Source organism: Lentzea flaviverrucosa (genome assembly GCF_003350445.1).
GTDB classification, from domain to species: Bacteria; Actinomycetota; Actinomycetes; order Mycobacteriales; family Pseudonocardiaceae; genus Lentzea; species Lentzea californiensis.
Window position 1 is genome coordinate 300,483 of sequence record NZ_QQAU01000003.1, and the last position, 23,181, is coordinate 323,663.

Here is a 23,181-nt window from a genome sequence, read left to right on the forward strand (position 1 = left end):
CACGACACACGACGCACGGCGCCGGTCCGCCGGCCCCTTCGGCGTCGTAGAACCAGCCTCGCAGCAACGCTCCTTCGGCATCGAGCTCGATGTAGTGCCCCATCATCGCTCTCCCGGTCCCGGACGTCGTGCCCCAGACGGGGGAGACGTGCACCTCGGCGGCGGCGTGGGTATCGAGCCACCGCTCGGTCCGCCCGAGCGCGGCGGGCAGGATGACCCGGTCTTCCCGCCCGCGTCCCCATTACCCACGTGGTCGCATGACGCTCAGCGCGGCGTCGCCGGGCTGAGCGTCCCGCACGACGAACCCCGCCAGGCTCACGCAGTAGGCGAACCGGTGCGGCGCACACCGCATGAGCTGATGGGCCATTGCACCACCTTGCGAAAAGCCGAGCAGGCCGATCGACGGCGCCTCGATCGTCTCCAGCCACGAGAGCACATCCGGCGCCGCTGCGTTCGCCATCTGCGGCCGCGCGTCCCCGATCGGGTTCCCCGCGCAGGGAAACCACGCACAAAGCGGCGTGATCAGCCGGTGTGGATGCGTCTCGTCGTAGCTCCAGCCGTGCAGCATCACCAGCAGCGGCCGTGACTCCGTGGGTGTTCCGCTTCGGACTACAGCACCGTCGCGCGGTCCAGTCCCGGTTTCCGGTTCATCCGGCGGCGAACTCGGTCAGCGGGTCGATGTGCACCGGCGTCCATCCCAGCTCGCGCTGCGCCTTGGCAGGGGTGAGCTGCTGGTCGAGCGCGAAGGCGTCGGCGATGGGGCCCATCTGCTCGCGGGCCTGCTCGATGCTGAGGGAGACGGTCTTCCCCTCGAGCCCGGCGCCGCGGGCGCAGGCTTCGGCGACCTCCTTGGCGGTCGGGTTGGCTCCGCTCACGCCGAGGTACACCGAGCCCGTCGGGGCCGACAGCGCCGCCACGTAGAGCCGGGCGAGGTCGTCGAGGTGGATCAGGGCCCAGTGGTTGCCGCCGTCGCCGATGTACGGGATCGCGCCGTTTTCCTTGCCCGGCTGGACGAAGAAGATGTCGATCAGGCGGTTGTCTCCGCCGTGGAGCAGGCCGGGGCGCACGATGACCGGCCGTCCGCCGGCGGCGGACCTGGCCAGCACCGCGTCTTCGACGGTCTTGCGCCAGGCCACGATCGACGGCGGGTTCCACGGCGCGCACTCGTCCTGCACGCCGTCGGTGTCGCCGTAGACCCAGCTGCCGCCGGTGTGCACGTACGTGCCGCCACCGACCCCGCCCTGCATCGCGGTGGCGGCCGCCAGGTCCTCCTCTCCGCTGGTGGCCTGGGCGAGGTGGATCACGGCTTCCGCCCGCGCCGCGGCGCGGGTGAGCACGTCGAGGTCGGTCAGGGCGCCCCGGACCGCGCTCGCACCGGCCGCGGCCACGGTCGCCTCGGCGCGGTCGCTGCGGGCGAGCGCCTCGACGGTGTGCCCGGCGCGCACCAGCTCGCCGATCGTCGCGCGGCCGATGTAACCCGAGCCACCGGTGACGAAGACCCTCATGACTGTCCCTTCCTTCGCGTTCTGTTCCTCCTCCACCGTGGCCCCGGCACCCAGGGGGCGTCCAAGACCCGTTCCGCGCGCTGTGATGCCGCATCGGCATCAGCGGCCTGCGATGATGGGAGTGATCGGACCGGAAGTGGTGAGCGACGTGGACTTCGACCTGCGCAGGCTGCGGTACTTCGTCGCCGTGGCCGAAGAACTGCACTTCGGGCGGGCCGCCGCACGGCTGCACATCGCCCAGCCCGCGCTGTCGCGCCAGATCCGCGCCCTCGAGGACGCGCTGAGGACGGCGCTGTTCGTCCGTGACCGCCGGACCACGGTCCTCACCGCGGCGGGCGAACAGCTCCTCGCCGACGCCCGCGACCTGCTGGCAGCGGCAGAAGCCGCGCACCGCCGGGTCACCGCCGCGGCCGAGGCGAAGCCGGTGCTCACCGTCGGTTTCATGCCGGCATCGTGGTCACCCCGGCGGTGCGAGTGCTGGTCCGCCACCGGCCGGACGTCAGCGTCCGGCTGATGCGCACGAGCTGGCACGACCAGGTGGAGGTCGTCCACGACGGCCGCGTGGACGTCAGCATCGTCCGGCTGCCGGTCGACCAGCGCGGGCTGACCGTGCGGCCGCTGTTCACCGAACCCCGCGTCGTGGTGGTGCCCGCCGGTCACCGGCTGGCCGGGAAGGAGTCCGTGTCGGTCACCGAACTCGCCGACGAGCACCTGCTGCAGGACCCCGCCGCCGTCCCGGAGTGGCGGGACATCGCCCTCGAACTGCGCAAGCGGGACCGCCCCGAAGTGCCACACGTGAACAGCGTCGAAGAGAAGCTGGAACTCGTCGCCGCCGGAGCGGGGATCAGTATTCTCCCCCTGTCGACGGCGACGTTCTACAACCGCCAGGACGTCATCGGCATCCCAGTCGAGGACATCGGACCGAACCAGGTGTGCCTGGCTTGGCTCGCGACACGCCGGTCACCCCTCATCGACGCCTTCGTCGACGCCGCGGCAAGCCTGCTGCCCTGATCTCGACAAGCACGCAAGTCGGCTTGCGCGAACGCACCGCCTGGTCCCCCCGGGCGCTGCCGACCCTCGGGCCCCGAACTCAGCTCACCCGACAAGTGACTGGACGCCGCCTCTCGCCACCGTGACTACTGTCGACGGCTCTGTGCGTGCCGAGAAGTACGTCCGTGCAGGTCAGCGGTATCGGCAAGTTGCCGATCGTCATCCGGCATGATCGCGGCCGTGCTGGTCCGCTTCGCCTACCTCGCCGTCTCCCACACCTTCGCCGCGCTGTGGCTCTTGCGCATGACCTATCGGGAGAAGGACGTCGAGATCCTCGCGCTACGCCACCAACTCGCGGTCCTGCACCGGCAACTCGGCGCTCAGCGCCCACGATTGCTACCCGAGGACAGGGCGTTGCTCGCAGCCTTGCTCGTGCCCCTGGCCCGCGCGACGCTGTGCCGCCTCCGGCTCCTGGTGAGCCCGGATACGGTGCTGAGGTGGCATCGCGACGTGATCAAGCGCCGTCATGCCCGCATGAGCCTTAACCGAGGGCCTGGACGTCCGCGCACTGTCGCTTCGATCCGCCGTCTCGTCCTGCACCGGGCAACCGAGAACCCCTCGTGGGGTTATCGACGCATCCACGGCGAACTCGCGCTGCTCGGTGTCGCGATCGCCGCATCGACGGTATGGGAGATCCACAAGACTGCCGGCATCGATCCGGCCCCGCGCCGGACAACCGTAATCTGGGCTGACTTCCTGCGCTCGCAGGCGGAGGCGATCCTGGCGATGGATTTCGTCGAGACGGTCACGCTGACCGGGCAGCGCCAGTACATTCTCGCCGCCATCCACCACGCCAGCCGACGTGTGTGGATACTCGGCATCACCGCGCACCCCACTCATGCCTGGGTGACCCAGGCTATCCGCAACCTGCTCATGGACCTCGAAGACATCGGACACCTCGCGCGATCAGGTCATTATCCGTGATCGAGACGCCAAATATCCTGCGTTGATCGACGAGATCCTCGGCTCAGCGGGGACCGCTACGGTGCCGACCGGTGTCCGGGTGCCTCGCATGAACTCCATCGTCGAACGCTGGGTGAAGACGCTTCGCGCCGAACTGCTGGACCGGACGCTGATCTGGAACCACATCCACCTACGGCACGCGCTGCGCGAGTACGAGCGGCACTGCAACGAGCACCGCACCCACCGATCACTCGCCGTCGCAGCACCCTTGAGAGCCCGCCCCCAGCCTCTTGAGCCCGCCCAGATCGCACGCCTCACTATAGATCGACAGGACCGTCTCGGCGGAGTCATCCATGAGTATCGCTATGCCGCTTAACCTGCATGGATGAGGTTTTCGGCACGCACAGCCTCAGCGCTGCGAGGTCGTGTCCTGCTCCTCGGTGAGATCCTGCGGCGCGGCCCAGCTGGCGAGTATCCGCAGACAATCGGCCAGCAGGTCCTCGAATGCAACCAGGTTCTGATGGAGATGATGATGCGGTCGGCAGTTTCACCTGACTGGCGGCGTTCGTTGAAGCCTGACAGGGCCGAACATGTCTCGATGCATGGATCAAGCAGCGACGTAGTCATCTTCGTCCACGGTACTTTCGCCAACGCTGAAGACGACGAAGGACCGAGATGGTGGCAACGCAACAGCGAAAGCTGGCAATGGTTCGAGCATCATCTGCCGGAAGGCACCCGGCCGTTCGATGAGGTGATCTTTCACTGGACGGGTCGCAACAGTCAGGTCCAGCGGCTGGAGGCGAGCAATCGACTGCTGGGCTTGATGATCGAGCTGGAGCGCCAGCACAAGACCTATCACCTGGTCGGTCACAGCCATGGCGGTTCAGTCATCTGGGAAGCTCTGACTAGCGCCAACGTCACGCTGGCCGATCGGACGATGCACCCTGACCTACGTCGCGCGCTCAACTCGGAGATTCAGCTGCACGACGAACCGCTGGTCGAGCTCCGCCACGACGAGTTTGCCCCGTGGTGGTTCAAGTACAAGACGCGTTACCTGCCAAAGCCTGGCGAGTTCGCGAAGGTGCGACCGTTCATTGAGCTTCCCGGCCTGCGGAGCTGGACCACGATCGGCACGCCGTTCCTTCGGCACCTGCCCAAGAACCGGTTCATGGTACGCGGCTGGCCGCATCGCAGGTTCACGCTGAACCCTGACATGCGGGACGAGAACTGGAGGCTGCTCAGGCACTCCGGACTCCAGTTGGTGACGATGGTTCCTTTTATCCTTTTCGCACTTTTGGTTTTCTCAGGATGGTTCCGTGACATGCTTCGAGCAGCACCGAACACCTGGTACGCGAACCTGCTTACAGTTCTAGCCGCTGCTGTCTGGTTCATCTGTTTCCTGGCCCTGGGTAACCGAAGTTTCGCCTACGCATTGTTAAGCCGCGAGCACAGCGCAGTCCGCGCGATGGACCGGTTCGGTGATCGCTGGCTCGGCCTCTGGTCGCCCGACGACGAGGCCATCGCCGCGTTGAAATGGCTGGCGCCTCGGCTCGGTGGCCACGACTACGAGTGGCTGTACACACCGTGGCGCGTGCGATCGGATTGCGCCGGCCCTGAAGTGCCGAAATATGTTCTCGCCGACCGGCTTCAGCCGATCGCCAAGGTCCCGATCACCGATGTGCACCTTATCCCGCACGTGCTCCTAACGGCGCCGAGCCGGGTGGCAAAACCCGTGATCCCGTTCTACAACAGGTTCCTCGCGCCATGGGCTGCGCGGCGGATCGAGACGACCTTCACGCGCAAGGCACAGGGTGCCGATCTTCCGCAGGCGCCGATGGTGTACGCCTCGCCGTGGCCGTTACCGCTCGCAAGCCCGGTCAGTGGCCTTCCCGATGAAATAGCAGCAGAACTTCGGTTCGCCGCAAACGAACAGGCGGCGCAGCTCGGCGCGGACGCCCGTAAGCTGCTGATGGTCGCAGCGCTGGAGGGCGTACCACTAGCACGCGAGGTCTACCGAGGAAACCCGTTGGTGCACACGGCGTACTTCGAGAACAAGTCTGTGCTGCGGCTGATCACACTCCACATCGCGCATGCCAACGGTCATGAACTCCCTGATGACTATCTAGCTCGGTGGCTCGTGTCGAACAAGATTGCCGTCAAAGCGCGGTTCGACGCGTTCCTCAAGACGGTGCTGACCTGAAGCTCGGTGCCACCACCTCGTGGCGACGACTTCTGAGCTGCCAAACACTGCTCAGCGGTCTACCTGCAAATCAGGCGGCTGCAGGTTCGTGAAGTTCGGAGTAGGCCAGGCGGGAGTGGTCGTCTATGGCGTTGTGCGGGTAGCTGTAGCCGGGGCCCGAGCGCTAGCCCTTCTTGCGCAGCCGATCCGAGTTGCGGTGTGCGGAGCGGCTACGCAAGCCGGCCTGCGTAGCCGTGACCCCTGTGACAGCCAGACGTTGATGATCCGCCGTTCGGTGCGTGTCGGGATCCGGTAGGGGCTCGGCCCTCGGTGTCGCCGCCAAGGCCACCTTGTCGGCGACACCGACGCTCGCCGCGGACTACCGGGTACTGAGGTTGACGCGGCCGTTCGTGTACACCTCGGCCCAGAAGCCATTGGCGATAGGGAACCGGCCGATGGCCCAGTTGAGGGCGGCCACCAGCGGCGGGCAGACGACTGAGGCCCAAGGGCCCTTGACGATCGCAGGGCACGCGGCGCCGGCGCCGATCGCGACCAACTCCGTCCGGCTGATCTTGATCCACCAGTGGTCGTGGTCGAAGCCGCCGTGCATCATCGTGGTGATGTCACCACCAGCAGTGCCGAGTTCGTGGATTTGCTGAACCGGCGCCATCTCCGTGCGGTCGCCAGTGGGGTAGGAGTCCCCGTCTAACGGGGACGCCTCGACGTGGTCGACGGCCGTACACCAGACTGCTCGATTGTGCGTTGGGGTCTGCTGCACCGTTACTGCAACGGCACTTATGTGAGTAGGTAGCCGCGTCGTCTGTAGTGGCTGAGGCGGGCTTGGTGTTGGCGTCGTCGACGCCAACACGACCAGGCCACGAGGGCTCGGCTCTGACTTTGGGTTGGTGCCGCCAGCCGGTTCATGTCGTGGCGTCGTCCAGCAGTGGTGGTGTGGACTGGTCCTCCGATAATCGATGGCAGCGCCAGCAGGCGGATCAAACCGGGACATGTCGTCTGGAGGACGAACTCGTGACACCTGGGTCGGCACAGCGTCGAATCATCGTTGTGGTGGACATTGCGGAGTTCACCCGTCCGGATCGAACCGTGGCCCACCAGCTCGCTCTGCAAAGCGGTCTTTACGACGTGTTGCGGAGTGCGTTCAGCGACATCGGCGTCGACGTCGACACGTGGGTGATCGAAGATCGCGGTGACGGTGCGCTGATCCTGATACCCAAGGATTTTCCCAAGAGCGAACTGGTCGACGTGCTCCCCGACCGGCTGGTCGCCGAGCTCCGCAGGTACAACGCGACGAAAGTCGACGCGGCCAAGATCAAGCTGCGAGTGGCGGTGCACGAGGGCGAGATCCGGAAAAACGAGCACGGATGGATGGGCGGGCAGGTCGCGCTGGCCTTCCGGATGCTGGACGAACCTGAGGCCAAGCTGGCGTTGCAGCGCTCTGACGGTGTGGTGGCCCTGATCGCGTCTGATTCGTTCTACTCCGAGACAATCCTTCGGAGGCCAGGCACCTCTCCCGAGGCCTACCGCCGAATCGACGTCCAGGTCAAGAACTTCACCGGACAAGCCTGGCTGCGGCTGGTCGGAACGGGTGAGGGTCCGGGGCGATTCCGTTGGCAGGACCCGAGCGTCGATGAGGTGACGATCCATACCTCCGGTGACGACGGCACGTCTGTCCGCGACGCGGTTGTCCACCTGCTGGAGTCAGCCGGCTACGTGATCGTTGACCGGCAGAATCCCGAGCTCGGCTCTTGGTTTCAGCGAATGTTCGTCCGGCCACTAGATCCTGATGCGGCCAAGGTGTCGGCCGCGGAGATCGCATGCGCCGTGACCAACGAGGTGAAGTCGGCGATGGTCGGCTCAGTGATCCAAGCCGGCGAAGTCCTGGTCACGTCACACCCTCAGTCGACCCGCGAGGAGCGCCTCGTCGACTCGGCGGCGCGGTTGCTGGAGGCGATTCGTGATCACGAAGAGGTGCTGGTCTACCTGCCGCCGCTCCTGCTGGTCAAGATCGGCCCGCGGGTGCTGAGCTGGGAACCCACGGACGAGGAGCGCGCGATCATCACCGCCAACCCGCACCTCCTTCATTCACCGGGGGAGCTACTGGCTTTGTTCGCCAGCACGACCAGGCAGAACGGCGCATCCGGCGGGACCTGACGGCCTACTGCCTGGATACGTTGCCACACTGCGTGTGGGGTGACAGAACTCTGCACTCGCCAGTTGAGCTGCGGTGATCGTTTGCTGTCGCCTTGACGGCATGATCCCGAACGTGGCGCTTCGGCTGTTGTACTTCGTCTTCGTTCGGCTTGTCGGTTGGCTGGTTCTGCTCGGGCGGTCCTCGGCGGCCAAAGACGTGGAGTTGCTCGTTCTGCGGCACGAGGTCGCCGTGTTGCGCCGTACCCACGGTCGTCCGCGGTTGGACTGGGCTGATCGTGCGGTGCTGGCTACGTTGGTGCGGCGCCTACCGGACTGGTTGCGGGATCATCGCTTGGTGACCCCAGGCACCGTGCTGCGGTGGCATCGGTGCCTAGTCGCGAAGAAGTGGACCTAACGAACCGGACTGGACGCCGTCCGGTCGACGGCACCGTAGTGGCGTTGATCGAGCGCATGGCGCGGGAGAACACGGGCTGGCGTTACCGCCGCATCCAAGGTGAGCTGCTCAAGCTCGGCCACCGGACGGCCGCGTCGACTGTTCGCCGTGTGCTCAAGCGGCTTCGGATACCGCCTTCGCCGACTCGGGATACCGACACGTCGTGGCGGCGGTTTCTGCGTGCTCAGGCGGCGAGCATGCTGGCGTGCGACTTCTTCCATGTCGACTGCGTTGTCACTTTGAAGCGGGTGTACGTGTTCTTCGTGATGGAGGTCGGCACCCGCTACGTCCATATCCTCGAGACCACCTCTAACCCTGACGGGCCGTGGACCACGCAGCAGGCTCGCAACCTCCTTATGACGCTTGACGATCGGGCGAACGACTTTCGATTCCTGGTTCGTGACAGAGCGGGCCAGTTCGATTCTGTTCTCGCTGACGCCGGCATCGACATCGTGAAGATTCCGCCGCGATGTCCACGGGCCAACTGCTACGCCGAGCGGTTCGTCGGCACCGTAAGGCGAGAGCTCACCGACCGGCTGCTCATCATCAACGAGCGGCACCTGATGTCAGTGCTGAACTGCTATTTGGCTCACTGCAACCACCGACGGCCACACAGCGTGGGAGCAAGCCCCACCACGAACCGAGTACCCGCTCACAGAGTCAGGTTGTGGGTTCGTTCGTCGTCGGCGAGTACTCGGCGGCTTGATCAACGAGTATGAACCCGCGGCGGCCTGAGTCGCAGATCCGACCGCCAGGCATAGTTTGGCACCCCACACGGCTCGACCTCACCAAACGCGCGGGCCTCACGACCTCCGCGGCAGGCGCGGGAAGCGGCGGCGGCGCGCTGGCAGCCGCCCGGCGACGGCGTCCGCGATGAGCGTGCCCACGGTCTCCCGGGAGCACGCCCGGTTCGCGCCGATGCCGCCGCTGGGGCCACGCTTGGCCCAGCCTACGGCGTAGGCGCCGGTCAGGCCCTCGACCCGGCCCCCGGTGTGCGGGACGGTGCCGGTGACCTCGTCGAACGGCAGGCCGGGCAGCGGTGTGCCGCGGTAGCCGACGGCCCGCACCACGCGGCCCGCGATGATCTCCACGTTGCCGTCGGGGCCGGTGGTGCGCAGGCCGCGCACCTCGGTGTTCCCGACGACCTCGACAGGAGCCGAGAGGAAGCGGAGCACGATGCGCCGCCGGTCGGTCGGTGGCGGCGCGGACCAGTCCACGACCTCCCGAGCCACGCCCTGGAGCAGTCCCGCCTTGGCCGTGGGCGCGGCCTCGTCGATCGCCTGGGTGACGCGTTCGTCCTGCGCGTCGACCACCACGTCGAAGTCGTCGTGCTCCAGCAGGGCCAGCAGCTCGGGCCGGGTGTACGCGGCGACGTCCGGGCCGCGGCGGGCGACCAGCACGACCTCGCGGACCTTGCTCGACCGGAGCCGGGCCAGGGCGTGCGGGGCGACGGACGTGCCCTCCAGCGCGGCCGGGTCGGTGGTGAGGACGCGCGCGATGTCCAGCGCCACGTTGCCGGTGCCGACCATGACAACGCGCTCGGTGGACAGGTCGACGGCGTCGGCGGGCACGTCCGGGTGGCCGTTGTACCAAGCCACGATGGTGGCCGCGGCGAGGCTGCCGGGCAGGTCCTCGCCGGGGACGCCCAGCCGGCGGGCGTCGGACGCGCCGACGGCGTAGACCACCGCGTCGTGCCGCGCGGCCAGCTCGGCGGTGGTGACGTCGCGGCCCACCTCGACGCCCAGCCGCAGGCGCAGCCGGGGGTGCGTGTGGAAGCGCGCGAACGCCGCGCCGATCTTCTTCGTGGACGGGTGGTCGGGCGCGACGCCGTAGCGGAGCAGGCCGCCCGCGACGGGCAGCCGGTCGATCAGGGTGACCCAGGCGTTGGTGTGCAGCAGCAGTTCTTGGACGGTGTACATGCCCGCGGGGCCGCTGCCCACGACCGCAACGTCCAGCGGCGTGAGGTCGGCCGGGATGGTGTGGCTGAACACCGGCGGGCCCCAGGCGTGGAAGTTCGGCGTGGGGTCCGCCGCCTCCGCGATCGGGTCGCGGTCCGCGTAGAAGTCGGCGTTGATCTTCTCGTAAACCTGGAGCGGCGCGGACAGGGCGTCCACCGGGAAGATCGCGTCCACCGGGCACGCGTCCGCGCACGCGCCGCAGTCGATGCACGTGCGCGGGTCGACGTACAGCATCTCCGTGGTGCCGAAGTCGGGCTCGTCCGGCGTCGGGTGGATGCAGTTGACCGGGCAGACCGCGACGCAGGACGCGTCGTTGCAGCAGGTCTGGGTGATCGCGAAGGCCATGGCGTCAGATCAGGTTCGCGCGCTGGTAGATCTTCGTCGCGGCCTTGGTGAGCAGGCCCGCCGAGTCCAGGAACTCCATCAGGCCGGCGCAGCTGGAGCGCAGCATCGACTTGTGGTGCTCGTTGGCGCGGGCCTCGCGGATGGCGCGCTGCGGGTCGAGGCCCGCGTTGGCGTAGACCTCGTCGCTGACCATGCTGCCGACGATGGCGTAGGACGCGCCGGCGACGACTATCGCGTTGAACTGCCTGCGCACCCACCCCGCGCCCTTGAGCCGCTCGCGGGTCTCCTCGCGGGCGAACTTCATGTGCCGGGACTCCTCGACCACGTGGATGTTGTTGATGGTGCGCACGAAGGGCACCACCCGCTCGTCGCGCATCCAGTCGCGCTGCATGACGTCGAGGACCTCTTCCGCGACCAGGATCGCCGCGTAGGCCGCCTCGCCGACCGCGAGGGTCTTAAAGGCGCGGCCCAGCTCGACCACCAGGCGGCGCGGCCGGTACGCGGGGGCGCCCAGCTTCGCCGCGCCCCGCGCGAACATGATCGAGTGCCGGCACTCGTCCGCGATCTCGGTCAGCGCCCACTGGAAGGCCGGGTCGGTCGGGTCCTTCGCGTAGAAGTCCCGCAGCACCATCTGCTGGAGGATCATCTCGAACCAGATGCCCGTGCTCGCCACCGACGCCGCCTCCTGGCGGGTCAGCTCGCGCTGCTGCTCCGGGGTCATCTCGTCCCAGTAGGCCGTGCCGTAGAGGGTGCTCCACTCCGGGCTGGCGCCGTGGTAGCTCGTGTCGAGCGGGGTCTCCCAGTCGACCTCCTGGACGGGGTCGTAGGACACGGCTTCGGACGAGTCCAGCAACCGGCGTGCGATGGCCTGGCGGCCGGACGCGCCCGCGTGGTCATGGGTGTCGACGCTGGTCATGGGGCTCCCTGATGACATATAGCTGTTACCCGGAGTTACTGATACTAACGGTAACAGAAACCTGCCCCGATCCGCGAGAGCCGAAACCGGCAGGCGGGGACGTGCTCGCACCCCGGACCGAGCGGCCGGTTCGGGGTGCGGGTGGGTCAGCGGTGGTCGGGGAGACGGGGTCTGGTCAGCCCTCGCCTGGGAGGCGGTAGACGGACACGGGGGAGCGCGACCCGGCAGTGAACGCCGCACCGGTCCAGTCCGCGTGCCTGCTCTCCAGCTCGAACCCCACCAGTCTGGCCATGAGGTCTAGTTCGGCGGGCCACGCGTAGCGGTGCGGGCTGCGGGCCAGCCCGGTCCGCCCGCCCTCGTCGAACCGGGCTCAGCTGGGGCGAACCGCCGCTGCGCCACGGACGGCTCATATGGCATGCCCTCGACCTCGGCGACCTCGACTCGCTGCGCTCCCTCGTCCGATCCCTGTCGTAGTGGACGCCGTCGTGCACGCCGCTGGCCTCCAGCGCTCGGCAGCGCTCGGCTCGCTGTCCACAGCGGATGGCGCGGACATGTGGCGGGTACACGTAGAGGCGACGACGGTGTGGGTCGATGCGGCCGTGGCACGGATGCCGCGTGGTGACCGCGTGGTGCTCATCGGTAGCCGCACGATGACCGGCGTGACTGGCAAAGCCATTACGCCGCCACCAAAGCCGCACTGGTGGGCCTCGCGCGTTCGTGGGCGGCCGAGCTCGTCGACCAGGCGGTCACGGTGAACGTAGTGGCGCCCGGTCCGACCGACACCCCGATGCTGTGCGACCCCGGCCGGGCCACCACCCCTCCACAGCTGCCGCCGATGGGCGCGTTGATCGACCCGGCTGAGATCGCGGGCACGGTTGCGTTCCTGCTCGGATTAGACGCTCGCAACATCACCGGCCAGGCGCTGGTCGTGTGCGCCGGGGCGTCACTCGGCTGACCTCAGGTCGACCAGATCTCGGACGCGAGAAAGCACCGCATGTGCCGTCGAGCCGAGATCGCCACCTTCATCCGACTGCTGGATCGGAGGTGGTGTCGGAACCGTCGCGCCGCCTGCCAAAATTTCTGATCGCTTGTCGCAGATACCGCGTGGCGACGTCGCGGCGACAACGCGTGAGTTCGACAGCGAGGCGGCGGTGGGGCGTGCGATGCGGTTCGCGATCTTGCCATGAAAGCCGCGAAGGACAGCTGCGCATCGCTGTGTCCGCAGCGGCGGGCTTGGCGCTGGTCGCCGCGAGCGCACCGCGTCCACCTGCGGAGGTCTGGGCCCGCCGGTGGACGCGTTGACCGAGTGACGACCCCTATTCGGTGAACATGGTGAACGAACGCATCTGGTCGAAGCGCTGAGCGGCGAGATCATCGGACCTGATCAGGAAGCATCCGTAGTAGAACTCGCCGTTCGTGGGGAACTGGGCGAGCGGCACCCATTCCTGGATCAACCGGTGCTCCTCTTCGCCCTGCAGGCGGAACCGCTCCTCCACCGACGTGTCGGCATCAGCTGCCAGCAGGCTCCTGGCGCCGTCGAACGCCATCTGCGCGTACGGGTTGTCCTGGCCGCCGATCTCCCGGCAGTACCCGCCGATGCGAAGCGTGCAGAAGCGGTCCTGAGACGGCCAGAGATCGTCGACGAGTTCGCACAACTGCTTCACGGCGTCCGATTCGGACTGGACATCGCGCCGCTCGATCCAGTCGGGCAGTACCGGTTGCACCCATGCGGTGAGCCTGCACTCGGGAATGAGGAACGGGATGGGCTCCATGAAGAACGTCCTGGTGTCGTGGCCGGGCGGCGGTGATGCCACCTCCGTTTCCGTGCCGGCTGGGACGTACAAGACTCGCGAGAACTCGGTGGTGGGATGTTCTTCGATGTCTTCCTCGTGGTGCAGGAAGAACAGCAGCGAACCGTCCGCCGGCAGGTCAAGCCCTTCGGCTCGCGGGAGGGCCGCGCAGTCGACGGAGCCGATGATCGGCAACGGGTACTCGTCGCCCGGCCACTCCATGCCCGCCGGTAACTCAGGAAGCCCACCGAATTGTCCGACGACCTCATCCCCGGCACCGCTTGGACCCGCCCAGATCGCGAAGCGGAGCTGGTCGGCGAACTTGTCGGCCTCGTCCTGCGGGATGCCTCGATCGATTGCGGCGCTGCGGAACTGCTCATGACGATCCATGGCGCAGCATGATCGCAGATCGGTGGAAGCGCTCTCCCTCACCGTCCACAGTGCCGGCGTCCAGCTCCGCCGATCGTCGTCATCATGATGATGTCCCGAATTCGGGTGGGCGCAGGCGCGGCTCCGCCCTTGCGTGGATACGGGAATTCCTTGTCGCAAAAGGACCTTCGGGTGGTGTCGGCGCATCCCTGTTGATCCAGGATCCGCGTTGGCGCCGGGTTCCCGGCCCGCGTCACGCATCGCCTGTTGCGCCGTGGCATCTGGGTCCGAGGCAGCGGCGTCGCGGTCGGCAATGCGTGCAAGCCGTTGGCCGCTCCCGTCGCGGGCGCCGGTCGTCACGGTCGGGCGATGCGGCGGGAGGCAGGCAGGGCAGGATGCCGGCATGGGCCACGGGAATGTTCCGCTGATGCCAATGGCAGGAGAAGCCATGGCAAGCACGGCACGGATCTCCGTCCGGAACTTCTGTCCTGACGCGGGCGGCCCGCGCGGAGAACGCCGCATTCGGTCGGGGAGCGAGCAGAACGGGCTGTTCCGGCCACCGGTCTCGCAGCGGCTCTCCGGCACTCCGGAGGTCGTGCCGTGCCGGTGGAACAAAACCCCTGAGCGGACCGCGTGACCACCTTCGCCACCCCTGCTGCGGGAGTACCGGACCGCCCGCTCCTTGACGCAGGAGGAACTCGCCGAGCGCGCCCGGCTCAGCGCGAAGGCGGTCGGGCTGCTGGAGCGCGGTGTGCTGCGCCGCCCGGAAAGTCATCGTAGCTCTGAACAATGATGTTCTCCCGGCTGCGAGCATGTTCGGGTGATCGTTTCGCTGTTGTACAAGGTGGTCTGCAAGTTGCTGTCTGTTCCGGTGGTTCTGCTTCGCAGTGAGGCAGCCAAGGATGTGGAGCTTCTAGTGCTGCGGCACGAGAACGTCGTGCTTCGTCGGCAGTTGACTGGCCGCTCCGTTACGAGCCTGCGGACCGGTTCTGGTTCGCCGCGCTGTCGAGACTGGTACATCGCTCACGCTGCCAGCGGGTCTTTCCAGTTACTCCTGGCACGTTGGTCGCATGGCACCGCAGGTTCATCGCCTCGAAGTGGGACTACACAGCACATCGGCGAACCGGGCGTCCCTCCACCTAGGCAGCGATCAGGGCGCTCGTACTCCGGCTTGCCAGAGAGAATCCGCAGTGGGGACATCGGCGTATCCATGGCGAGCTGGTTCGGCTTGGTCATCGGCTGGGTGCTTCGACGGTCTGGGAGATCTTGAACCGCGCGGGCATCGATCCGGCGCCGCGGCGGTGTGGTCCGACGTGGCGTGAGTTTCTGACTGCGCAGGCCGAGGGGATCATCGCGGCGGACTTCTTCCACGTCGACACCGTGCTCAGCGCACGTCTGTATGCGCTGGCGTGGCTCAGCTCGTGCGGTTCGTCGTGCGCAACAAGGTGGTCATGGTCAGCCTCGACCAGGTTACTGCGGCCAAGTTGTTGCCGGCGGGGTCGAGTTCGTCGCGTTTCAGGCCGATGGCTTCGTTGAGGGTGCGCTGACGGGACGCTCGGTCACCGTGTACGGCAGAGCGCAGGTGGTTTCCCAGCAACGTCGCGGCAGGGCTGAGGCGGCCGGGTTGCCCAGCCACGAGGGGAACGCCGTCTACGCTTGTGTCGCACCGACGCATCTGAATGGCAGGCGACTGGATCTTCGTACCTGACCTGTCAATCACGCAGCGTCGAGGACGGCTACAGAAGAAGGTCGAACAGGCGGAACGCCGATTCCCAGTGTTTGGTCTGCGGGTTGACCAGGGCGGGTTCGATGATCTTGAAAGTGCGGGCAAGGCCGATGCTGATCCCGCCGGCGATGTGCGGCACCTGGGCCTCGGCCTCGTCCGAGAGGGTGATGTCCGGTGGCCGCGGCGCCATCGTGTCCAGGGCGGTCTCGAGTTCGGCGAAGAGCTTGTCGAACTCGCGCATGCGTTCCTGCAGGCCCTTGGTGATCGGGAAGTCGTAGGCCTGCACCACGTCGCGGGCGTTCGTCTTCGCCGTGATGCCGGCCATCAGGTACATGTCCCGCAGTTGCTGGTCGATGAAGTCGTTGTAGCGCTTGAGGTCGTCCTTGTCGACGTCGAGGCCTGCCGTGGTGCGGAAGAAGTGCTCGAACCTGGCTACGTTCATGACCGGCACGGTTGGCTCCTAGGTTGGGGGTCCTTCGAGCATTGCGGCCGCGTGCTGCCCTCTCGACGTGCTCGCGGGACGAGATCCGGTCGTCGGGTTCACCCTGCGGGGACAGGACGTCTCGGTGTGCTGACCAACTGGAGGCCTCGTTCCTCGTTGGTGGCGGGGCGTCCGAGGACCGATCGGTACGCCGCCTCGTAGCGTCGCGCCATCAACGGGACGTCGAAGCGTTCCTCGGCGTCCGCCCGGCACCGCGCCGGACTGAGCGAGCCGACCTGGGTCAACGCACTTGCCAATTCGTCCAAGTCGTCGCACACCCAACCGGTCTCGCCGTGTTTCACCACTTCGGGCACGGAACCGCGGCGCAGTGCGACCACCGGCGTGCCGCACGCCAGTGCCTCCGCCATCACGAGGCCGAACGGCTCCTCCCACTGGATCGGGAACAGCAGGCACCTGGCCGCCGCGAGCAACGTGAGCTTGCGCTCGCGGCCCGCCTCGCCGAGCCAGTCGACGCCGTCGCCTTGCGACAGCATCGGTTTCACCACCTCGTCGAAATAGCGGATCTCGTCCGGCTCGCGGCACTTCGCCGCGATCAGCAGGCGCACCCCCGCCGCCCTGGCCGCCTCGATCGCCTCCGGAATGCCCTTCTCCGGTGAGGAGCGGCCGAGGAACAACGCGAAGTCCTCTTTGTTCTGCCGGAACGGGAACTCGGCCACGCGCACGGCGTTGTGCACCGTGGCCACCCAGTTGAGGTCCGGTGCGTGCGCGCGTTGTGCTTCGGACAGTGCTACGAGGTGCACACTTCGGCCCAGCGCCCGGTAGTACCGTCCCATCTCACCGGTCACCGGACCGTGCGCGGTGACCACGGTGGGCAGCGCACGGCCGCGGGCCAGCAGAGGGCCGGCGAGCGAGTGGTCGTGCACCAGATCGACGTCGAGGTCGGCGAGCACGTCCGGCAGTGCGGCCGCGTGCCCGACCTCCGGCATGCTCAGGCCGATGCGTTTCTCCTGTGGCACTTCGGAAAGCGATACGAACTTCGTGTTGGTGCCGTTGCGTCCGACCCCGATCAACGTCACGTGCACGGCTTGTCTGGTCAGTTGGTCGGCGAGGTCCGCGCACACGGATTCGATGCCACCGTAGGCCTTCGGTGGGACTTCGAACCACGGGGGCGCCACCATCGCGATTTTCAGTTCGTCCATTCTGGACGAGTTTCCCCAGCGCTTGCGATGAAACCATCCGGAACCTCATTCGAGAGCACTATTTCCGTTGGCAGACCGGCAACTCGGACCTCGGAGTCGACCTCGACGGTCACCCGTGCGCCGGCCAGGGGCACGTTGTCGACCGCGATCGGCAGGAAGTGCTCCGGCAACGCCGGTGCGAGGAACACCGTGCTGTCCGGTACGTCGGGTTCCAGGCGCAGCAACACCCGCAGCAGGTGCACGGGTGCCGCGGAAGCCCATGCCTGCGGCGAGCACGACGTCGGATAGGGGACCGGCCGGGAGAACTCGGTGCGGTCGAAGCCGCACAGCAGTTCGGGCAGCCGGCCGCCGAACGCCTCCGCCGCGTCGTACAGCGCGCTCGCGAGTCGTTGGGCGTGCTCGACGAACCCGTACCGCATGAGTCCTGCCGCGACGATGGTCGAGTCGTGCGGCCACACCGATCCGTTGTGGTAGCTCATCGGGTTGTACGCGCCCATGTCGGACGCGAGGGTGCGCACACCCCAGCCGGTGAACATCTCCTTCGACATCAGCGACTCCGCGACCCGGCCGGCCTTGTCCTCGTCGACGATGCCGGTCCACAGGCAATGCCCGATGTTGGACGCGACCGAGTCGACCGGTCGCTTGGCGTGGTCCAGCGCGACGGCGTAACGGCCGAGTTCGGGCAGCCAGAACGCCTCGTTGAACCTCTCCTTCAGCGTCTGGGCCCGATCCTCCCAGTACTTCGGATCGTCACCGGCGACCCTTGCGAGACCCGCCCGCGCGCGGAACGCGGCGTACACGTAGCCCTGCACCTCGCACAACGCGATCGGGCTGCTCGCGATCGTGCCGTCGGCGAAGTTGACGCCGTCCCACGAGTCCTTCCAGCCCTGGTTCACCAGTCCCCGCTCGGTGGCGCGGTGGTACTCGACGAACCCGTCACCGTCGCGGTCGCCGTAGCGGTCGATCCATTCGAGCGCTCGGTCGGCGTGCGGCAGAAGTGCGGCCATCCGGTCGTCGCCGATGCCCCATCTGCTCAGTTCGCCGAGCAGCATCACGAACAACGGTGTGGCATCCGCGGTGCCGTAGTAGACGTTGCGTCCACCGAGCGCGAGGGAGGAGTCCGCGCCGAACCGGATCTCGTGCAGGATCCTGCCGGGTTCCTCCTCGCTGTTCGGTTCCACGGTCGTGCCCTGGTGGCGCGCGAGCGTCTGTGCGGTGCCGAGCGCGAGCGTGGGGTCGATCGTCAGCGCCATCAGGGACGACAGGATCGAGTCGCGCCCGAACAGGGTCATGAACCACGGTGCTCCGGCGGCGATCACGGTGTCCTGGGGCCGTTCCGGGTCGAAGATGCGCAGTGCGCCCAGGTCCTCCCTGCTCTGCTGGAGCGTGCGCATCAGCGCCGGTGCGCCGAACACCCGGAGCACCGGCCCCGTCTCGTGCCACTGACGCGCTCGCGCCATGGGGGCCGACTGCTCGACCGGCAGGTCGAGCGGGAACATCGCGGCCGTCAGCTCACCGTCCACCACAGGCCGCGCGGTGACGCGGGTCGACCACTCACCCCTCGCGGGCACCACCGCGCGGAAGGTCAGCCGGTCCAGGTCGTACTCGGCGTGATCAGCGCTCACCCACACGCCCCGGCCGCCGCGGCTGAGCGTGAGACCGTCGTCGCGGGCCTCCGCGCCGTGACGGCGGTGGTCGGCACGCACGCGATCCTCCTTGACCTCGAACAGGTCCGCGAAGTCGGCGTGCACGTGCACGGTCAGCGTGACCGACACGTCCTGCGGTCCGTAGTTGCGCAGCACGACGTCCTCGCGCATGCCCGCGCCGATGTACCGGGTGCGTTCCACCAGCAGGGAGCTCTCGCCGTGACGGCCGAGCAGCGCTCGCCCGAGGAACGTCGTGCGGAACGGTTCCGCCGGCACCGCGGTGATCGGCTCGGCCGGTGCGCCGTCGATCCTCAGCCGCCAGCCGGACACGATCCGGGTGTCCATGAAGAACGTGCCTTGGGCCCCTTCGGCGTGGATGTCGCCGTCGTGTCCGCACACGCAGAACGACGTGCCGTTGACCAGGGTGACCGTGCCGGCCGAGAGCGCGGCGGGGTGGCCGTCGAATGCCCAGCCCCCGGTCATGTCGTCCGGGCGTGGAGATCGAGCGTCATCGTCCTGCCGCCTCTCATGATGGGCACCACAAGAGGCTGGCAAGGTTTCGGCGCAGCGCGCTTTCTCCTGCGAGGACGAACTTTCCCGCTCGCGTTGGGCCTGCGGAGTCAGGCCTCGGCGGTGACCGTGTGAGCCGGGTTTCGACGGGTAGCCGGGCGCATGTTCCCAAGAGTTCTGGCGTTCTTGTTGTTGTTGCTGGGTTTGGTCGCGTGCACGGACAACCGGTCCCCGCCACCCGCCGGCGCGGGTGAGAGCGAGGGTGCCGGTTCCTACGCCGACGTGGTCACGCGCACCGCGCCGTCCGCGGTGACCGTCCGGGTCGAGGACGGTGTGGGCAGCGGCGTCGTACTGCGTTCCGACGTCGTCGTGACCAACGAGCACGTGGTGAAGACCAACCGGCAGGTGCGCATCCGGTACGCCGACGGGCAGGAGTCCGGTGGCGAGGTGCTCGCCACGGATCCGTTGTCGGATCTCGCGGTGGTGCGCACCGAGCGGAAGAACCTGCCCGTCGCCGAGTTCAGCACCGAGTTGCCCAGGCCGGGTGACACGGTGCTCGCGATCGGGAGTCCGCTCGGGCTGGAGTTCACGGTGACGGCGGGAATCGTGTCCGGTCTGCACCGGACGTTGCCCGGCGGCCCGCAGGTCGAGCTCATCCAGACCGACGCGCCGATCTCGCCCGGCAACTCCGGCGGCGCACTGCTCGACTCGGCCGGACGTGTCATCGGCATCAACGAGGCCTACATCCCGCCCTCGCAGGGCGCGGTGTCGCTGGGGTTCGCGATTCCGTCCGGCGTGACCCTGGACGTGACGGAGAAGTTGCTGTCCGCCGGAAAGGTCGAACACCCGTACCTCGGGGCGTCGTTGGGAGACCTGACGCCGGAGATCCGCTCGCGGTTCGGGATCACCACCGAACGCGGGGCCCTGGTGCTGGAGGTCGAGCCCGCGGGGCCGGCCGAGGCCGGTGGGCTGCGCGCCGGGGACGTGGTCGTGGAGATGAAGGACCAGCAGGTCGGCGGCGTCCAGGACGTCCAGGCCGTGCTGCGGTCCTCCCGCGTCGGGGAACGGATCCCCGTCTCAGTGCGACGCGGGGACGAGTTGACCCAGTTGACGGTTGCCCTGGGCAGCCGATGAGCGTTCGGAGGCCGCTGTGCTGGAGATGACGTCTGTTGCCGCTGCTGTGATCAGGGACCTGATGGAGGGGGAGGGGCGGTCTGCGGGACTGCGGCTCGACTTCGCCGACGGTGACCTGCACGTCACGCGCGCCGCCGGTCCGGAGGAGGGCGACGAGGTGGTCACGGCTCGTTCGGGCGAACGCGTCTTCGTCACGCCGGATTCCGCGGACTACCTGGACGACAAGGTTCTCGACGCCCGCGCGGACACCGACGGCACCCCGGTCTTCGGGGTGTCGCGCCGATGAGCACTCCCGGAAGGCAGGGATCATGAAAGCCGTCGTGTACAAGAAGCCGTACGAAGTAGCCGTCGAAGAGGTCCCGGAGCCGCAGCTCCAGCATTCCAACGACGTGATCGTCCGCATCACCTCGGCCGCGATCTGCGGATCGGACCTGCACATGTACGAGGGGCGGACCGCCGCGGAACCAGGAATCGTGTTCGGGCACGAGAACATGGGTGTGGTCGAGCAGACCGGTGACGGTGTCACGGGGATCAAGCAGGGCGATCGGGTGGTGATGCCGTTCAACGTCGCATGCGGGTTCTGCGTGAACTGCGTGCGCGGCTACACGGGGTTCTGCCTCACGGTGAACCCCGGGTTCGCCGGTGGTGCTTACGGATACGTGTCCATGGGCCCGTACTCCGGTGGGCAGGCCGAGAAGCTCCGTGTGCCGTATGCGGACTTCAACTGCCTGAAACTGCCGCCGGGAACCGACCACGAGCTCGACTTCGTGTTGCTGGCCGACATCTTCCCGACCGGATACCACGGCTGCGAGCTCGCCGAGGTCACTCTCGGCGAGTCGGTCGCGGTGTTCGGCGCCGGTCCGGTCGGCCTGATGGCCGCCTACTCCGCGCTGTTGCGTGGCGCGGCGAAGGTGTTCGTCGTGGATCGCGTCCCGGAACGGCTGCGCAAGGCCGAGGAGATCGGCGCCGTGCCGATCGACTTCAGCCGGGGCAACGCCGCGCAGCAGATCGTCGAGCAGTGCGGTGATCTCGGCGGTGTGGACAAGGGCGTCGACGCCGTCGGGTACCAGGCGCACTCTGACAGCGGTACCCGGGAGGAACCGGCCGTCGTGCTGAACTCGTTGATCGAGACGGTTCGTGCGACCGGCATGCTCGGCGTGCCCGGTCTCTACGTGCCCGCCGACCCCGGCGCGCCGGACGAGCAGTCGAAGCAGGGCATGTTGCTCGTGGCGATCGGGCGCATGTTCGAAAAGGGCCTGCGCATGGGCACGGGACAGTGCGACGTGAAGCGCTACAACGCGCGGTTGCGCGACCTGATCATCGCGGGCCGGGCGAAGCCGAGCTTCGTGGTGTCGCACGAACTGTCGCTCGACGAGGCCCCGATGGCGTACGAGAAGTTCGACAAGCGGGTCGACGGATTCACCAAGGTCGTGCTGCACCCATGACCGGAAACGGTCGCTGAGTTCGTCCTCGTCTGCCCAAGCGCCGCCGCGACCGGTTCGTCGACGATTGCCTCCGTATTCGACGCGAGGAGGCGCACGTGGAGCACGACCGGTTGCGGATCGCGATGGTGTCGGTGGAGGAGCCCAGTGCCGGACAGCGTGTGCACGTGGCGGGACTGTCGGCGGCACTGGCCTGCCGCGGCCACGCTGTCACGGCCTACACCCGCCTGGAGAGCGCGCTTTCGCCGGATCGCGAGCGCACGGAGCTGGGTTACGACGTCGTGCGGCTTTCAGCCGGGCCTGTGGTGCCGATCGACGAGAACGAGATGATCTCCCAGATCGGCCGGCTCGCCGAACTCCTCGGACGCGAGTGGCGCGACGCCCCGCCCGACGTCGTGCACGCGCACGGCTGGACATCGGGATTGGCCAGCGTGCTGGCCGAGCACCGGGGGACTCCCGTGGTGCAGACGTACTACGGACTCGGCGGTTCGGTCAGGAGGTCGCTGGCGGAACGCATCGTCGGCCGCGAGGTCGCGCGGGTCGCCGCGATGTCGTCCAACGAGGTGCTCGCGCTCGTCCGCACCGGTGTCGGCCGGAGCCGGATCTCCGTCGTTCCGACCGGTGTGGACGTGCAGATGTTCACCCCGTGGGGACGAACGGCACGACGCGGCACGCGGAGCCGCATCGTGACCGCCGCGCCGCAGAGAGGTCTGGCGGATCTGGTGAAGGTGCTGTCCCACGTGGAGGACGCCGAGTTGCTGATCATCGGCGGACCGGGGAAGCGGCGGATCGGTCAGGACCCCGGACTGCGGCGGTTGCGCGCGCTCGCCGTGGACGCCGGTGTGGCGGACCGGGTCGTGTTCACCGGAGCCGTGTCACGGGAGCGGACGATTGCATTGCTGCGTTCCGCGGACGTTGTGGTGTGCGCAGCGCGGTGTGAACCGGTCGGCCACGTCTCGCTCGAGGCGATGGCGTGTGGCGTGCCCGTCGTGGCGACCGCGGTGGGCGCGTTGGCGGACTCGGTGGTCGACGGGGTGACGGGTCTGCACGTCCCGCCCGGGAGACCGCGCCTGCTGGCGAAGGCGTTGTGCGGGCTGCTCGGGGACGGCGTCCGCCGCCAGGAGCTCGGTGCCGCGGCCCGCGATCGAGCGTGCGCGCGGTACTCGTGGGACCGGATCGCGGCCGACACGCTGCGGGCGTACGAACGGGCGGGCGTGCGGACCGCCGGTCCCGCGCGGCGAGCCGGTCAGGACTCTGCTCCGCGGCGGTGAAGTCGCCGGCCGGGCGATCAGCGGTGTCTGCTGCTTCTGCTGAGCGTCTCGGACGGCGACTCGCCGAACCGCCGGCGGTACGTGCCCGCGAACCGTCCCAGATGGACGAACCCCCATGAGGCGGCCGCGTCGGTGACGGTCAAGCCAGGCGCCGCCGCGGTGAGGTCGCGGTGCACACGACCCAGCCTCAC

General features: G+C 67.9%; 23 protein-coding genes and 1 pseudogene. 14 read left to right on the plus strand and 10 right to left on the minus strand.

Going from position 1 to position 23,181, the window contains the following annotated elements:
• Window positions 1-241: 241 nt before the first annotated feature.
• Entirely contained in the window at window positions 242-568 is a 327-nt protein-coding gene (locus tag DFR72_RS11245) for an alpha/beta hydrolase (RefSeq protein ID WP_143086576.1), read from the minus strand.
• 79 nt (window positions 569-647) lie between these two features.
• Complete coding sequence (locus tag DFR72_RS11250) at window positions 648-1,505, minus strand: NAD-dependent epimerase/dehydratase family protein (RefSeq protein ID WP_090063575.1); 858 nt, start codon at window positions 1,503-1,505, stop codon at window positions 648-650.
• Between the two features lie 121 nt (window positions 1,506-1,626).
• Between DFR72_RS11250 and DFR72_RS46800 the strand changes: the two genes are divergently transcribed.
• The 5 genes from DFR72_RS46800 (at window position 1,627) to DFR72_RS11265 (ending at window position 5,658) form a co-directional block, all read left to right on the plus strand.
• Entirely contained in the window at window positions 1,627-2,019 is a 393-nt protein-coding gene (locus DFR72_RS46800) for a LysR family transcriptional regulator (protein ID WP_245982793.1), read from the plus strand.
• Complete coding sequence (locus DFR72_RS46805; protein ID WP_245982795.1) at window positions 2,019-2,516, plus strand: LysR family substrate-binding domain-containing protein; 498 nt, start codon at window positions 2,019-2,021, stop codon at window positions 2,514-2,516. Before DFR72_RS46800 ends, DFR72_RS46805 begins: the two co-directional genes overlap by 1 nt.
• Before the next feature lie 207 nt (window positions 2,517-2,723).
• Window positions 2,724-3,479: a hypothetical protein gene (locus DFR72_RS46810; RefSeq protein ID WP_245982798.1), complete on the plus strand. Its 756-nt coding sequence runs from the start codon at window positions 2,724-2,726 to the stop codon at window positions 3,477-3,479.
• A gap of 22 nt (window positions 3,480-3,501) precedes the next feature.
• On the plus strand, window positions 3,502-3,834 hold the full coding sequence (locus DFR72_RS46815) for an integrase core domain-containing protein (protein ID WP_245982799.1): 333 nt from the start codon (window positions 3,502-3,504) through the stop codon (window positions 3,832-3,834).
• 9 nt (window positions 3,835-3,843) lie between these two features.
• Complete coding sequence (locus tag DFR72_RS11265) at window positions 3,844-5,658, plus strand: alpha/beta fold hydrolase (RefSeq protein WP_090062800.1); 1,815 nt, start codon at window positions 3,844-3,846, stop codon at window positions 5,656-5,658.
• Between the two features lie 358 nt (window positions 5,659-6,016).
• On the opposite strand, the gene DFR72_RS11270 is transcribed toward DFR72_RS11265, so the two are convergent.
• The gene (locus tag DFR72_RS11270) at window positions 6,017-6,307 is read right to left on the minus strand and encodes a hypothetical protein (RefSeq protein WP_090062798.1); all 291 of its coding nucleotides are present in this window, start codon (window positions 6,305-6,307) and stop codon (window positions 6,017-6,019) included.
• Window positions 6,308-6,588: 281 nt separating this feature from the next.
• Between DFR72_RS11270 and DFR72_RS11275 the strand changes: the two genes are divergently transcribed.
• Window positions 6,589-7,809 (plus strand): hypothetical protein, encoded by a 1,221-nt coding sequence (locus DFR72_RS11275; protein ID WP_170176220.1) that lies wholly within the window; start codon window positions 6,589-6,591, stop codon window positions 7,807-7,809.
• A gap of 438 nt (window positions 7,810-8,247) precedes the next feature.
• A complete protein-coding gene (locus tag DFR72_RS45460) occupies window positions 8,248-8,961 on the plus strand; it encodes an integrase core domain-containing protein (RefSeq protein WP_245982801.1) in 714 nt (237 codons plus the stop codon).
• 84 nt (window positions 8,962-9,045) lie between these two features.
• On the opposite strand, the gene DFR72_RS11285 is transcribed toward DFR72_RS45460, so the two are convergent.
• The gene (locus DFR72_RS11285; RefSeq protein WP_090062795.1) at window positions 9,046-10,545 is read right to left on the minus strand and encodes an FAD-dependent oxidoreductase; all 1,500 of its coding nucleotides are present in this window, start codon (window positions 10,543-10,545) and stop codon (window positions 9,046-9,048) included.
• A 4-nt stretch (window positions 10,546-10,549) separates the two neighbouring features.
• Complete coding sequence (locus DFR72_RS11290; RefSeq protein ID WP_090062794.1) at window positions 10,550-11,461, minus strand: AurF N-oxygenase family protein; 912 nt, start codon at window positions 11,459-11,461, stop codon at window positions 10,550-10,552.
• Window positions 11,462-12,134: 673 nt separating this feature from the next.
• Between DFR72_RS11290 and DFR72_RS46290 the strand changes: the two are divergent.
• Window positions 12,135-12,416, plus strand: a pseudogene (locus DFR72_RS46290) (SDR family oxidoreductase); the annotation flags it as partial.
• A 361-nt stretch (window positions 12,417-12,777) separates the two neighbouring features.
• Here the strand turns inward: DFR72_RS46290 and DFR72_RS11305 are convergent.
• Entirely contained in the window at window positions 12,778-13,980 is a 1,203-nt protein-coding gene (locus tag DFR72_RS11305; protein ID WP_245982803.1) for a DUF1963 domain-containing protein, read from the minus strand.
• 88 nt (window positions 13,981-14,068) lie between these two features.
• On the opposite strand from DFR72_RS11305, the gene DFR72_RS44940 reads away from it, so the two are divergent.
• Both DFR72_RS44940 and DFR72_RS47855 read left to right on the plus strand, forming a co-directional pair.
• A complete protein-coding gene (locus tag DFR72_RS44940; RefSeq protein ID WP_143086573.1) occupies window positions 14,069-14,257 on the plus strand; it encodes a hypothetical protein in 189 nt (62 codons plus the stop codon).
• Between the two features lie 18 nt (window positions 14,258-14,275).
• Window positions 14,276-14,413 carry a helix-turn-helix domain-containing protein gene (locus DFR72_RS47855; protein ID WP_425459885.1) on the plus strand — a complete coding sequence of 46 codons (138 nt, stop codon included), beginning with the start codon at window positions 14,276-14,278 and terminating at the stop codon, window positions 14,411-14,413.
• A 943-nt stretch (window positions 14,414-15,356) separates the two neighbouring features.
• Here the strand turns inward: DFR72_RS47855 and DFR72_RS11320 are convergent.
• From DFR72_RS11320 to DFR72_RS11330, 3 genes are all read right to left on the minus strand, one after another.
• Window positions 15,357-15,788 (minus strand): DUF1931 family protein, encoded by a 432-nt coding sequence (locus tag DFR72_RS11320; protein ID WP_245982805.1) that lies wholly within the window; start codon window positions 15,786-15,788, stop codon window positions 15,357-15,359.
• A 98-nt stretch (window positions 15,789-15,886) separates the two neighbouring features.
• Window positions 15,887-16,987, minus strand: a complete 1,101-nt coding sequence (locus tag DFR72_RS11325) for a glycosyltransferase family 4 protein (protein ID WP_090062787.1) — start codon at window positions 16,985-16,987, stop codon at window positions 15,887-15,889.
• Entirely contained in the window at window positions 16,975-19,116 is a 2,142-nt protein-coding gene (locus tag DFR72_RS11330) for an amylo-alpha-1,6-glucosidase (RefSeq protein ID WP_090062786.1), read from the minus strand. The genes DFR72_RS11325 and DFR72_RS11330 overlap by 13 nt, the downstream gene beginning before the upstream one ends.
• A 189-nt stretch (window positions 19,117-19,305) precedes the next feature.
• Between DFR72_RS11330 and DFR72_RS11335 the strand changes: the two genes are divergently transcribed.
• The 4 genes from DFR72_RS11335 to DFR72_RS11350 all read left to right on the plus strand — a co-directional run bounded on the left by DFR72_RS11335 (window position 19,306) and on the right by DFR72_RS11350 (window position 22,990).
• Window positions 19,306-20,277 (plus strand): S1C family serine protease, encoded by a 972-nt coding sequence (locus DFR72_RS11335; protein WP_090062784.1) that lies wholly within the window; start codon window positions 19,306-19,308, stop codon window positions 20,275-20,277.
• A gap of 25 nt (window positions 20,278-20,302) precedes the next feature.
• On the plus strand, window positions 20,303-20,563 hold the full coding sequence (locus tag DFR72_RS11340; protein ID WP_143086572.1) for an iron-sulfur cluster biosynthesis protein: 261 nt from the start codon (window positions 20,303-20,305) through the stop codon (window positions 20,561-20,563).
• A 22-nt stretch (window positions 20,564-20,585) separates the two neighbouring features.
• A complete protein-coding gene (locus DFR72_RS11345; RefSeq protein WP_090062779.1) occupies window positions 20,586-21,722 on the plus strand; it encodes a glutathione-independent formaldehyde dehydrogenase in 1,137 nt (378 codons plus the stop codon).
• Window positions 21,723-21,832: 110 nt separating this feature from the next.
• Window positions 21,833-22,990, plus strand: coding sequence for a glycosyltransferase (locus DFR72_RS11350; RefSeq protein WP_425459886.1), 1,158 nt, complete (start codon window positions 21,833-21,835; stop codon window positions 22,988-22,990).
• Between the two features lie 17 nt (window positions 22,991-23,007).
• Here the strand turns inward: DFR72_RS11350 and DFR72_RS11355 are convergent, their stop codons facing one another.
• Window positions 23,008-23,181: a helix-turn-helix domain-containing protein gene (locus DFR72_RS11355; protein WP_170176222.1), complete on the minus strand. Its 174-nt coding sequence runs from the start codon at window positions 23,179-23,181 to the stop codon at window positions 23,008-23,010.